This is a genomic window from Citrobacter sp. RHBSTW-01044 (assembly GCF_013781945.1).
Taxonomy (GTDB): Bacteria; Pseudomonadota; Gammaproteobacteria; order Enterobacterales; family Enterobacteriaceae; genus Citrobacter; species Citrobacter braakii.
In genome coordinates, this window is the sequence record NZ_CP056180.1 from 1,125,604 (window position 1) to 1,137,652 (window position 12,049).

General features: G+C 48.1%; 9 protein-coding genes. 8 read left to right on the plus strand and 1 reads right to left on the minus strand.

The window, feature by feature from the left end:
* Positions 1–240 precede the first annotated feature (240 nt).
* The 6 genes from dpaL to HV352_RS05450 all read left to right on the plus strand — a co-directional run bounded on the left by dpaL (position 241) and on the right by HV352_RS05450 (position 10,029).
* On the plus strand, positions 241–1,452 hold the full coding sequence (gene dpaL, locus HV352_RS05425; RefSeq protein WP_016157260.1) for a diaminopropionate ammonia-lyase: 1,212 nt from the start codon (positions 241–243) through the stop codon (positions 1,450–1,452).
* Between the two features lie 36 nt (positions 1,453–1,488).
* The gene (locus HV352_RS05430) at positions 1,489–2,673 is read left to right on the plus strand and encodes a YgeY family selenium metabolism-linked hydrolase (protein ID WP_181635257.1); all 1,185 of its coding nucleotides are present in this window, start codon (positions 1,489–1,491) and stop codon (positions 2,671–2,673) included.
* Between the two features lie 67 nt (positions 2,674–2,740).
* Positions 2,741–4,333 (plus strand): D-aminoacylase, encoded by a 1,593-nt coding sequence (locus HV352_RS05435; RefSeq protein ID WP_181635258.1) that lies wholly within the window; start codon positions 2,741–2,743, stop codon positions 4,331–4,333.
* 78 nt (positions 4,334–4,411) lie between these two features.
* Entirely contained in the window at positions 4,412–5,698 is a 1,287-nt protein-coding gene (locus tag HV352_RS05440) for an MFS transporter (protein ID WP_181635259.1), read from the plus strand.
* 469 nt (positions 5,699–6,167) lie between these two features.
* The gene (evgA, locus tag HV352_RS05445) at positions 6,168–6,782 is read left to right on the plus strand and encodes an acid-sensing system DNA-binding response regulator EvgA (protein WP_016157256.1); all 615 of its coding nucleotides are present in this window, start codon (positions 6,168–6,170) and stop codon (positions 6,780–6,782) included.
* 4 nt (positions 6,783–6,786) lie between these two features.
* Positions 6,787–10,029, plus strand: a complete 3,243-nt coding sequence (locus HV352_RS05450) for a transporter substrate-binding domain-containing protein (RefSeq protein WP_181635260.1) — start codon at positions 6,787–6,789, stop codon at positions 10,027–10,029.
* 74 nt (positions 10,030–10,103) lie between these two features.
* Here HV352_RS05450 and HV352_RS05455 read toward each other — a convergent pair whose 3' ends face one another.
* The gene (locus tag HV352_RS05455; protein ID WP_016154099.1) at positions 10,104–10,730 is read right to left on the minus strand and encodes a YfdX family protein; all 627 of its coding nucleotides are present in this window, start codon (positions 10,728–10,730) and stop codon (positions 10,104–10,106) included.
* Between the two features lie 280 nt (positions 10,731–11,010).
* On the opposite strand from HV352_RS05455, the gene HV352_RS05460 reads away from it, so the two are divergent.
* Positions 11,011–11,607 (plus strand): DUF308 domain-containing protein, encoded by a 597-nt coding sequence (locus HV352_RS05460; protein ID WP_049040331.1) that lies wholly within the window; start codon positions 11,011–11,013, stop codon positions 11,605–11,607.
* Between the two features lie 56 nt (positions 11,608–11,663).
* Positions 11,664–11,954: an HdeA/HdeB family chaperone gene (locus tag HV352_RS05465; protein ID WP_223949840.1), complete on the plus strand. Its 291-nt coding sequence runs from the start codon at positions 11,664–11,666 to the stop codon at positions 11,952–11,954.
* Positions 11,955–12,049: the final 95 nt, after the last annotated feature.

Here is a 12,049-nt window from a genome sequence, read left to right on the forward strand (position 1 = left end):
TTATCAATTGTGAGAATTTATCAAACGAGGCGATAAACTAACGCTGTGGTATTTTTCAGTGCCCATCTCGGTTTCCTTTTAATTATTTGAAAATAAAGACTTTGTTAAAATATTTATAAGGTTTTACTCGATTAATAAAAAACTGGTAAGCATTTTGCTCTATTGGCAATACCGATAGCGTAAATATCTCTGTATACGTCTATTACAGGGAGTGAAATACCAGAACAATGAGGTTTTATGATGCAGGAAAACTTATCATTTTTTATCAACCAGACACCGTTTACTGAACATCCAAACGCGCCGCTGGCACCGTTTAGTCGCCAGGAGCTGGTAAAAGCGTTGAATTTTCATCGGTCTATTCCGGGTTATGCGCCGACGCCGTTATATACGCTGCCGGCTCTTGCACAAAAGCTGGGTGTTAAAAATATCTATCTCAAGGATGAGTCTCAGCGTTTTGGCCTGAAAGCCTTCAAAGCGTTAGGTGGCTCCTATGCGATGGCGTGCCATATCGCGGAATTAATCGGCAAGGATATCAGTGAACTGCCGTTTGACGTGATGACCAGCGAAGAGGTACGCCGCGATCTCCAAACCGTCACGTTTGCCACCACCACCGATGGCAACCACGGTCGCGGTGTGGCGTGGATGGCGCGCCAACTGAAGCAAAACGCCGTGGTTTATATGCCGAAGGGCTCTTCGCAGCAGCGTTTGACCTCCATCCGTAATGAAGGCGCTACCGCTGAAATCGTCGATATGAACTATGACGATGCGGTTCGCATGACCGCGGAACAAGCACAAAAGCATGGCTGGATTGTGGTGCAGGATACCGCCTGGGAAGGGTATGAAAAAATCCCGCAGTGGATTATGCAGGGCTACGGCACGCTGATGCTGGAGGCGATAGACCAGCTGCATCAGGTTGCGCCGACGCATATTTTTGTTCAGGCAGGCGTTGGCTCGTTTGCCGGAATGGTGCAGGGAATGGTGACGGCAGCCTGGGGTGAACACCGCCCGAAAGTGATCGTCGCTGAAGCGTTAATTGCCGATTGTCTTTACCGCTCTGCCCGTTCTAAAGAGGGGGATGCAATTGCGGTGGGCGGCGATTTGCAAACCGTGATGGCTGGTCTCGCCTGCGGTGAGGCGAACAGCATCGGCTGGAAACTGCTACGTGATTATGCCAACGCATTTGCCTCCTGCCCTGATGAAGTTGCAGCGCTGGGCATGCGTATGCTGGGTAATCCGTTGGCGGGCGATCCGCAGATCGTATCCGGTGAGTCCGGCGCGGTCACTTCCGGTCTGCTGGCGCTGCTGATGACCTCACCTGAACTGGCGCAAACGCGTGAACAACTGGGGCTGGATGCGCATTCCCGCGTGCTGTTGGTCAGTACCGAAGGCGACACCGACCCACAACAATATCTGGATATTGTCTGGGGCGGTCAGTATCCGGGCATCAAATAACACATTTCCTGATTGAGAGAAATAACGGAGAAACCCATGTTATCTGCAAAACGTATTGATGAAGTCATTAAAAACTGTCAGGCGCTGATCCAACAAAAAAGTTATTCCGGTCAGGAAGGGGAAGTGGTTAATGCCATAAAAAAAATGATGCAGCATTACCAGTTCGATGACATCCACGTTGATAAGTACGGCAACATTGTGGGCGGCATTGTCGGCAATCAGCCGGGGAAAACGCTGGTTCTCGATGGACATATCGATACCGTGCCGGTCAACGAAGAGAAGTGGAGCCGCAACCCGTACGGCGGTGATATCGACGATGGCAAAATTTATGGTCGCGGTACAACCGATATGAAAGGTGCCGTGGCGGCGATGATTTCCGCCGTGGGTTTTTTCGGCCAGGACAATCAGCGTAATTTTGCCGGCAAAATCTACGTTGCCTGCATCGTGCATGAGGAGTGCTTTGAAGGTATTGCTGCCCGGCTGGTCAGCGAGCGCTATAAGCCGGACTACGTGATCATCGGTGAAGCTTCCGAGTTAAACCTGAAAATTGGTCAGCGTGGCCGCGCTGAAATTGTGGTCGAAACGTTTGGTAAACCCGCGCACTCCGCCAACCCGCAGGCAGGCATTAACGCGGTGTACAAAATGGCGCAATTGATCGACAAAATTCGCACAATCACTCCGCCAACGCACCCGGTACTGGGGCCTGGCATTCTGGAGCTTACCGACATTAAATCTTCGCCATTCCCGGGAGCTTCGGTAGTGCCGGATTATTGTCGCGCAACCTACGATCGTCGTTTGCTGGTGGGTGAAACCAAAGAAAGTGTTATTGCCCCACTGGAAAATGCGCTTGCGGAACTTACCGCACAGGATCCGCAGTTTAAGGCCCGTGTCTCCTACGCGGTAGGTCAGGAGTCTTGCTATACCGGTGCCACGATTGAGGGCGAGCGCTTCTTCCCGGGCTGGGTGTATGACGAGTCTGACGAATTCGTGCAGGCCGCTCTGGCTGGCGTTCGCGAGGCCGGGTTTAATCCAACCATCACACAGTACTCATTTTGCACCAACGGTAGCCACTATGCGGGCGAAGCGGGAATTAAAACTATCGGCTTCGGACCTTCACGCGAAAACCTGGCCCACACCATCGATGAATATATCGAGATTGATCAGTTAACCGGCTCGGCCAGCGGCTATTACAGCATCATTCAAACACTCTATCGCCAATAAAAATAAAGATAACAACCTCTTACCTTACAAGTGGTGTCGTGAAGCGACACCGCTATGGAGAATAACGATGAAAACCATTTTCAAAAACGGAAATGTAATCGATGGAACGGGCAGTGAAGGCAGAATTGCCGATGTGATGGTTGACGAAGGACGCATTGTCGCAATCGGACAAATTGACGTTGGCGTTAATGAGCAGGTTATTGACGCAACGGGAAAAATTATTTGTCCTGGTTTTATTGATACCCATACGCACTCTGACCTGTCGGCCATTATTAACCCCGCGCTGTCGGCAAAAATTCGTCAGGGTATTACCACCGAGCTGTTAGGGCAGGATGGTGTCGCCCTGGCGCCGTTGCCTGAAGAATATATTCCGGCCTGGCGTAAAAATATCGCCGGACTGGATGGCGATACCGACAAAATAGACTGGAAATATAAAAACACAGACGGCTACCTCAATCTGCTGGCATCGCGTCATCCGGCGACAAACCTCGCGTATTTAGTTCCGCATGGCAACGTACGCATGGAAGCCATGGGCCTGGATGGGCGCCCCTCTACTCGTGAGGATGTGGCGAAGATGTGCGAAATCCTTGATCGGGAGTTACAAGCGGGGGCGTTTGGTCTTTCCACTGGGCTCATCTACATGCCTTGCGCCTTTGGCGATACCGCCGAAATGATTGAACTGTGCAAAGTGACGGCGAAATATGACGGGATCTTTGTGGTGCATCAGCGCAGTGAAGCGGACGATATTATCAACTCAACGCAGGAACTGATTGATATCGCCACCGCCACCGGTGTCTGGCTGCATATTTCACATATGAAGGTTTGCGGTAAGAAAAACTGGGGGCTGATTGACCAGATGCTGGGCATGTTGGAACAGGCGCAGGAAGAGGGGATTCGTATCTCTTTCGACCAGTATCCGTATGTGGCGGGCAGCACGATGCTCGGCGTGATCCTGCCGCCGTGGGTCCACTCCGGTGGCACTGACAAATTACTTGAGCGGCTGGCCTCGCCTGAACTGCGCGCCAAAATGATCGACGATATTCAGCAGGGCATTCCTGGCTGGGATAACTTTATCGATTTTGCCGGGCTGGACCAGATTTTTGTCACCAGCGTGAAAACGACAAAAAACCAGGATGCCGTCGGTCTTAACCTCGTTCAGTTGGGCGAGCTACGCGGAAAAGATCCGTACAACGCCACCTTCGATCTGCTGTTTGAAGAAGAAAACGCCGTTGGGATGGTCGACTTTTACGGTACTGAAGAGCATGTGATTAAGTTCCTTTGCCGTCCTGAGCAAAACGTCTGTACCGACGGTTTAATGGGGGCTGGCAAACCGCACCCGCGCGTGTTTGGCGCATTCCCTCGTGTGCTCGGTAAATATGTGCGTGAAGAGGGATGTCTGAGCTGGGAAGCGGCAATCCGTAAGATGACTGGCAAACCCGCTGAGGTATTAGGCCTGCAGGATCGTGGGCTGCTGAAAGTGGGTTATGCGGCGGATATTGTGATGTTCGATCCTAACACCATTGCCGATAAGGGCACTTTTGTTGAACCCAATCAATATCCGGAAGGGATTGAAATTGTCATGGTTAATGGGCGCATTGCCTTAATCAATGGCACTGAAAGTTATGCCTGTAGCGGTACGGTTATTAGAAAACAATATTAATAAATAACGCTAAACACGCATTGATTTATCGCGACCATTTATGGCCGCGGTAGATCACTACACCCTAAGGACATCACAATGAACCTACAAACGTCTTTACCTTCAGGTAAACCAAAGACCTGGAAAGCAAGGTATACCGTCCTGACATTGATCTGGCTGGCGTGGCTGCTCTCTTTTCTCGACAGAATGGTGATGAGTGTATCGCTCCCTTATATCGGCAAAGATTTAAATCTGGATACGACCCAACAAGGGTTAATTATTAGCGCCTTTTTTATTGGTTATGCCGCGTTTCAAATTCCCGGCGGTTTACTGGCGGATAAGTTTGGCTCGCGCAAAATCATGGCCATCGGTATTGCCTGGTGGTCTGTTTTCACCAGCTTAACCGGCGCCGTGTTGACGCTGCCGCTAATGCTGGCCGTTCGCTTCTTCTTTGGTGTTGGTGAAGGTTGTTTCCCGTCGGCTTCCTGGAAGATGATATCAACCTATTTCCCGTCTAAAGAGCGTGGCCGCGCCACGGCGATTCAGTCAACGGTAAACACCTTAGGCCCGGCGCTGGCGGTAGTGGTAGCCGCAAGCATAATCGGGGCCTTTGGCTGGCACATGGTCTTTATCGTGCTAGGTATTCCGGGTCTGTTTATCGCGGCGGGGATTTACTTATTTACCCGTGACAATCCGAAAGATCACCCCGCAATTACGCAGCAGGATCTGGCGGAACTGGCTGCTGACGAGCAGGGAAGCCTGCAAAACACCAGCGGCATCGCGTTTAAAGACGTCCTCAAAATGCCGGTGCTCTGGCAAATGGCAAGTATCTGGTTTTTGTTTGATATCACCTTCTGGGGCTTTTCAACCTGGCTGCCAAGCTACCTGATCACCGTTCGTGAGTTTTCTCTGGCAAAAACCGGCGTCATGGCGGCCATTCCCTTCCTGTTTGGCGCAGGCGGAACGTTGTTAGGCGGCTATTGCTCAGATAAATTTAAACCCAAGCGTAAAACGTTGTATGTCGTGACCTCCGTTATCGCCGCGGGTTTCCTGTACCTGACCTTCAGCGTGAGCAGTGCAGATATGGCGGTGGTTTATCAGTGTATTTCAGCCCTGTTCATGTTCTTCGCCATGGCGACATTTTGGGGCATTCTGATGGACACCATTCCCAGCAACATCATGGGGCGGGCATCCGGGATCGTTAACTTTGGCGGTCAGATGGCGGGAGTTGTTTCTGCACCTATCATCGGCTGGCTGATCCAAAGCAGTGGTGGAAGTTATAACAGCGCCTTTATCTTTATGATTGCCGCGCTGTTGTGTTCTGCCGTCGTTACGCTGACCGTGAAAAGCTCCCATGCTATTGGGGCGTTGCCCAGTAAAGCCTGATTCATGACTGACTCCTGTGGCTCTGTTGTTTCCTGAGCCACAGGGCGTTTTACTATCAAATCAGCAGGTTTATTATCTTTTTCTCCAGATTTGACCTGGTATAAAAATGATTCTTAGATAGCTATTCTGCATATACACCTTTGCCGTTGTGATGAAAACTCCCCCTGGTTATATGACCCCGGCCATTAAGAATGAATCATAATAAATGAGGGATTTATCCTACGCATGTAGGAATATTCCTTTTGGTTGTGTTAATGGTTTGATATTTAGATAGGCTCAAGGTTTAAAATTTGTAAAATGCAGTGTTGCATTTATGCCTTATTCTTCGTTTTTATAAAAAACTAATAAATATACGTGTGAATGTGTTAGGATTTACCTGATAACGCCTTATTTTTATAAATTATAATGCTTAAGGCTCACCTGCTCGATAGCCATCGCCTCTCTTTATTTATCGGGATTCTTATACGCAATGAACGCGATAATCGTTGATGATCACCCATTAGCTCGCATAGCCATCCGCAACTTACTCGATACTAATGGTATTACCGTAACCACCGAGCTCGACAGCGGAGAGCATGTGGTCCAAACCGTTGAGAAAACTAAGCCGGAGTTACTGATTATTGATGTGGATATTCCGGGCATCAGCGGCATCGAAGTGCTGGAGCAACTGCGAAAGCGGCACTATGCTGGTGTAATCATTATCATTTCAGCCAAAAATGAATTTTTTTACGGCAAACGTAGCGCCGAATACGGTGCCAACGGATTTGTGAGTAAAAAAGAGGGTATGAATAATATTCTTGCCGCAATCGAAGCTGCAAAAAATGGGTATAGCTATTTTCCCTTTTCCCTTGAGCATTTTACTGGCTCATCTGTCAGCGAACAGGATAAGCTTGATACGTTGTCGACCCAGGAAATGAGAGTGTTGCGTTATATTCTTAACGGTATGGATTACAGCACTATTGCCAGCAAAATGAACATCAGTAATAAAACGGTAAGCACCTATAAAAGCCGTTTGATGGAGAAATTAGATTGCTCGTCATTAATGGAAATTTATGATTATGCGCAAAGAAATAAAATAGGATAGAGTAATGCTGGAACGCTTGTTTATTTTTTTGATGGTCATATTTACCATCGGGTTTTCTACGGGTGTAAGCTCAGCCCGGCAAGTTGAGCTAAAAAGTAACTATAATACCTCAGTACAACATATCGGCCTGAACAGTGAAGAAACAAACTGGTTAGCGCATAAAAAAACCTTGGTTGTTGGCACCTGGTTACCGGAAGTCTCCCCCATTGTTTATCAAAATAGCGGTGAATATTATCGGGGCGTCAACGCGGATTATCTTGCGCTAATGCAAAAGAATCTCAATATAAAAATTGTTATAAAGCAGTATGATAATGAGCAAGAAGCGCTGACCGCACTTGCCTGTAACGATGTAGATACATTGATAACTCAGCTGTCCCGGCGACAAGATGTTGGCGGCCATTTATTGCGCACTTCGGCATTGCTGACGACGTGGCCGACGCTTGTGACCTCGCTAAAAAACACCATGCTGCCGCTGACCTCGGAGCATCCGGTTAGCGTCGCGTGTGTGCGAGATTGTCCTTTTCTTGATGTTATCCAGGATGCTTTTCCTGAAGCTAAAGTCTCATTTTACGACGACGAGTATCAGGCCATGGCATCGGTAGTGAACGGTGATAACCAATATTATATTGGGAACAACATCACCAGCAGTCATTGTGTATCCCGATATTTTTCGCAATCACTGGTTATTACGCACTACTTTGATAAACAAGAGCAATATAATTATTTTGTGGTGAAGGACGACCAGCCGGTATTAAGAAATATTCTTGATGGTTTCATTACGTCAATCAGTAATGAAATTCATATGCAGGTCATGCAGAACTGGCTGAACCGCGGTAACCTTGCTTTTCTGAATGCGCCTATTCCTTTTACCGATCAGGAAAAAGCGTGGCTGAAGAAGAAACATACTATTCGCATTCTTATCAATCCAGATTATCCGCCTTACACGCTTGTCGATCGCAGCGGTGAGTTACGTGGAATTCTTGGCGATTTGCTGAATATTATTCATCTGCAAACGGGGATTGATTTTGAGCCGGTTTTGGCCAACACCAAAAGTGAACAGACAAAACAAATAAGCGGCGAACGATGGGATATGTATCCCACTATCACCCTGACAAATCAAAATCAGCACAATTCGACCTTTAGCGATCCGCTGATGAATGTGGCGTTTGTGATTATCACTTCCCGCGATGAAACGGCCGACTCGTTACTGAATACACCGATCCGTATTGCGTTGCCCGCCGGGCATGTTTTGGAAAGTGACTTGAAACAACGCTACCCGCAGGCCACCTGGGTGGATGCTGATACTGGCAGCGTCGCGATGACTATGCTCAGGGATGGCAAGGTTGACGCGGCAATTGCTACTGAATTGTCGGCAAGGTTCATGGTCGATCATGACTACCAGAAAAACATGCACTTTTTTAGGCTACCAGATATGCCTGGCGCGTCGGTGAGCTTTGCGGTTTCTCCCCACGAGCCCATGTTGAAGTCCGTAATGGATAAAGCGCTGCAGGCGATACCGCCGCGTGAGATTTTGCAGATGACGGAGAAGTGGTCGAAAATTTCTAATACGCAGGTCGATCTCTGGAGTCGGTATAGCAAACAGTTCTATCAACTGGTGGTGTTTGCGCTGTTGCTGATAGCAATTAGCCTGATCTGGGGGATCTCACTCTCCCGTGAGGTAAATAAAAGAAAACAATCGCAGCGGCAGCTGGAAGAGCAGCTTCATCTCAAAGAGGCATTGTCTCAAGAACTGGAAACCGAAAAAAATAAAGCGATTGAAGCAACCAAGGCCAAAAGTCGCTTTCTTGCGAGCATGAGCCATGAATTACGTACCCCTGTCAGCTCGATTGTGGGCTTTCTGGAATTACTGTCGAGCTCAGAACTCAGCCCGGCACAACGAAAAGAGGCGATTGCTCTTACCGCAGCGACAGCCCAGTCACTGCTTGGGCTGATCGGTAAGATTCTGGACGTTGATAAGATTGAGTCTGGTAAATATCAGGTTGTTCCTCAATGGACGGATCTCTCGCAGCTCATTGAATTGCAGTGTCACTCTTTTGATGCCTTAGCCAGACAGAAAGGCGTTACGCTTGCTTGCGTAAGCCAGTTGCCGGCAAACGAGCGGGTATTTGTCGATCAACAAGCTTTGCGGCAAATTCTCACCAACCTGGTGGGCAATGCGCTGAAGTTTACCGAGCAGGGTAGCATTCATGTGACAGCCCGTTTAACACCTGACGGGGAGAATCACGGTACCCTGACCATCGCCATTAGCGATACCGGTTGCGGGATTAGCGAAGAGGAGCAGGCCGGGCTGTTTCGTCGCTACGCTCAGGGGCGCTGTGGACGTCAACAAACGGGGTCTGGTCTGGGATTATTTATCTGCAAAGAGCTGGTGACGCTGATGGGCGGTACGCTGGAGTTGATGAGCGTCCCGGCGCAAGGAACCACGTTTACCATAACGCTGCCGGTTGAGACTGCCCGCCAGTCAATTGTACCGGATAGCAACACGCCAGGTGCGCTGTTGCCGCTGCCGTGTCTGTCTATTTTGATAGCAGATGACAACCCGACCAATCGCCTGCTGCTTAAGCGACAGTTGAACACCATTGGTTACAGCGTGGATGAAGCGTGTGATGGTGAGGAAGCCGAAGCCAAACTGGCTAAAAAATCATACGACCTGTTGATAACCGATGTGAATATGCCGAAGAAGGACGGGTTTGATCTTGCGGCTTCGTTACGTCGTCAGCAGCCTCATTTACAAATATGGGGACTGACGGCCAGCGCGCTCCCACAGTCACGTGACAGGTGTCTGCAAAACGGCATGAATTTGTGTCTGTTTAAGCCCGTGTCTATTCAGACACTGACGCATGAATTAAGCAAAATCGAAACCGGTTATTCGTCTCCTTGTGCAATCCGGCATCTGAAATTCAATGTCTTGACGGAAAATACTGGCGGCGATCGCGCATTAATGAACGAGATACTCGAAACATTCCGCGAGGCAACGTTTAGCGATTTACAGGCGGCCGAGAAAGCCGTTGAGCAAGACGAACCCCAGCTGTTTTTGCGAGCCCTTCACCGGTTGCATGGTTCGGCGCAAATTCTGGGCATTACTGCTCTTCAGACGCTATGCGAACCTTTTGAATCGATGCGACATGACGATCTTCCTCTGGCAGTACGCCAGGAAGCATTACAGAAGATTGTTGCCGTCATGCGGGAAATTGAGATTGAGATTAACAGTCTGATTAGCCATTAACCCCCCTGATCGGGTTGCCGTAGCAACCCGATCAGGAGAGAAAGTCCTGGTTCAACACTCCGTAGTGCTGAGTATTACTGGCCTGCGCCCAGCATCTCGCTATCGATCACAATGCCTTCTTCAGCACCCTTTAACACAAGGTTTGCTTCATAGTATTTACCTGAAGACAGCAGTTTTTGAGCGCTGGCAACGGCTTTACGCGTCTGATTCAGGGGCATCAGGTATTGGGTCTGAAGCACGCTGATACCCGCCAGTTGCAAGGTATCCACAGCACCTTTCCAGTCGCCTTTAGCCATTTTGCCATTCGCTGTATTGATAGCGGATTCTTTAGCTGGGGTGGCAATATAGTCTTCTGACAGCGCAATCGTAGCGTTAATAATCACGTACTGATCGTCAATCATCTTGGCTTTAGGCGCAGCTTTTACAAATTTCGCCCAGTCGTGGCTGTCACCTGCAAGCAGGGAAGCGGCGTCATCGGTTAACTTTTTAGCACTGTCAGGCTGTCCATGAAACAGGGCCAGACGGGCAAGCTGAATATCACGCATCGCGTTTGCACCTTGTACTGCGACCTGCATAATATCGGCAGCTTCTTTTTGTACATTGGCGGTAGCAGTTTGTGCCGGCGTGGTAGTGGTAGCTGCCAGTACCGGGGCTGAGCCCATCATGGTTGCAAGCAGACCTGCAAGAATAATCTTTTTCATTACTTTCTCCTGAATAAATTTGGTATATCTCACCAAACGAAATAAGCATATTAAATAACTTCGAAGAGTGGAATCAGAGCCAGGATAGAATAATGAGCGTTTAATCTTACATGTGTCAGACGTCTGACACGTGTAGGATTATACGGATAATGACATTCCTTTATTCTTATATACGAATTCGGAGTGAAAGTCTTATCATCCCATTGTAAGTGATATGTATTAAGTGAATATTACTCTTTTATTAGTAGGTTACATTGCGTTTCTATGTAACGGAGGATGTATGTTTGTTTTTAATCAGCAAAGCCTGAAAGCATTTAATGAAAAAACACTATTTCATTATAAAAGACACGCCACAATCATGGCCGTGCTGTTGTTGGTTTGCGGCATCTGCTGCTTAATCTATCCAATCGCTGCAGGTGTTTACTTAAGCTATGCAACAGGTTTTATGTTCCTGGTGTGCGGCTTCTATTCTATTTACAGCCTGTTTTCCTCGGGTAAAAAGCAGTTGAAAGCCAAATTTACCTATGCCTTTTTTGCTATCGCATGGTTGCTGCTGGGATACTGTTTCCTCGAAAATCCTGTGATAGGTATGAATTCATTGGCAATGGTTTTTTGCTGCCTGTTTATTCTTGGCGGGATTTTTCGTGTTGCTTCCGGCGTCAAAATGTTCCGCAGTCCGGGCTATGGATGGAATATTTTTATCGGTATTTTTGACCTGCTTATTGCAGCCGTGTGGCTGAATATGGATCCCGACCGTTCTTATGTGTTTACCTCCATCTTTATAGGCGTTGAGATGATCTTTAGTTCTTTGGCTTTTATCAGTCTGCGCAGAAATGCGTCGTTGGTACAAACTGAAAAACTCGCCGATAAAAATTAATGCTACTTCTGGAGCGCATTGTGAATATTAAATTGATTGTCTCTACAGCTATTCTTATGGCCTCTGTTATGGCGCCGATGAGCCGTGCTTTTGCTACACAGGCAACGGAAGCGGCGCCACAAGATATGACCTGTAAAGAATTCGTTGATATGAGTCGGCAATACATGACAGCAATTGCCTTTGTGATTGTTAATAAAAATTCGGACTTTAAAGGCGATGATTATGTTCCCCTGCATGAGGTGGAAACTGTCGCTGTACCGAAGATGATTAAAATGTGTCATCGACACCCTGATACTAAATTGGGCGAGCTGGCCGTAAATCTGAAGGGTTCCGGTCTGCACTATTGATTACCCGTTTTGATAGCCTGGCATGAGTCAGAATTGACAACCTCTGTACCTACCTTAGTTGTTACCCTACAAGAAAAAATCCCCGTAATGTTTAC

Excerpts from the sequence above, each read along its gene's own strand:
- HV352_RS05450 (WP_181635260.1), top strand. The coding sequence starts at position 6,787 with ATGCTGGAACGCTTGTTTATTTTTTTGATGGTCATATTTACCATCGGG.
- evgA (WP_016157256.1), top strand. The coding sequence starts at position 6,168 with ATGAACGCGATAATCGTTGATGATCACCCATTAGCTCGCATAGCCATC.
- HV352_RS05455 (WP_016154099.1), bottom strand. The coding sequence starts at position 10,730 with ATGAAAAAGATTATTCTTGCAGGTCTGCTTGCAACCATGATGGGCTCA.
- HV352_RS05460 (WP_049040331.1), top strand. The coding sequence starts at position 11,011 with ATGTTTGTTTTTAATCAGCAAAGCCTGAAAGCATTTAATGAAAAAACA.
- HV352_RS05430 (WP_181635257.1), top strand. The coding sequence starts at position 1,489 with ATGTTATCTGCAAAACGTATTGATGAAGTCATTAAAAACTGTCAGGCG.
- dpaL (WP_016157260.1), top strand. The coding sequence starts at position 241 with ATGCAGGAAAACTTATCATTTTTTATCAACCAGACACCGTTTACTGAA.
- HV352_RS05435 (WP_181635258.1), top strand. The coding sequence starts at position 2,741 with ATGAAAACCATTTTCAAAAACGGAAATGTAATCGATGGAACGGGCAGT.
- HV352_RS05465 (WP_223949840.1), top strand. The coding sequence starts at position 11,664 with ATGGCCTCTGTTATGGCGCCGATGAGCCGTGCTTTTGCTACACAGGCA.
- HV352_RS05440 (WP_181635259.1), top strand. The coding sequence starts at position 4,412 with ATGAACCTACAAACGTCTTTACCTTCAGGTAAACCAAAGACCTGGAAA.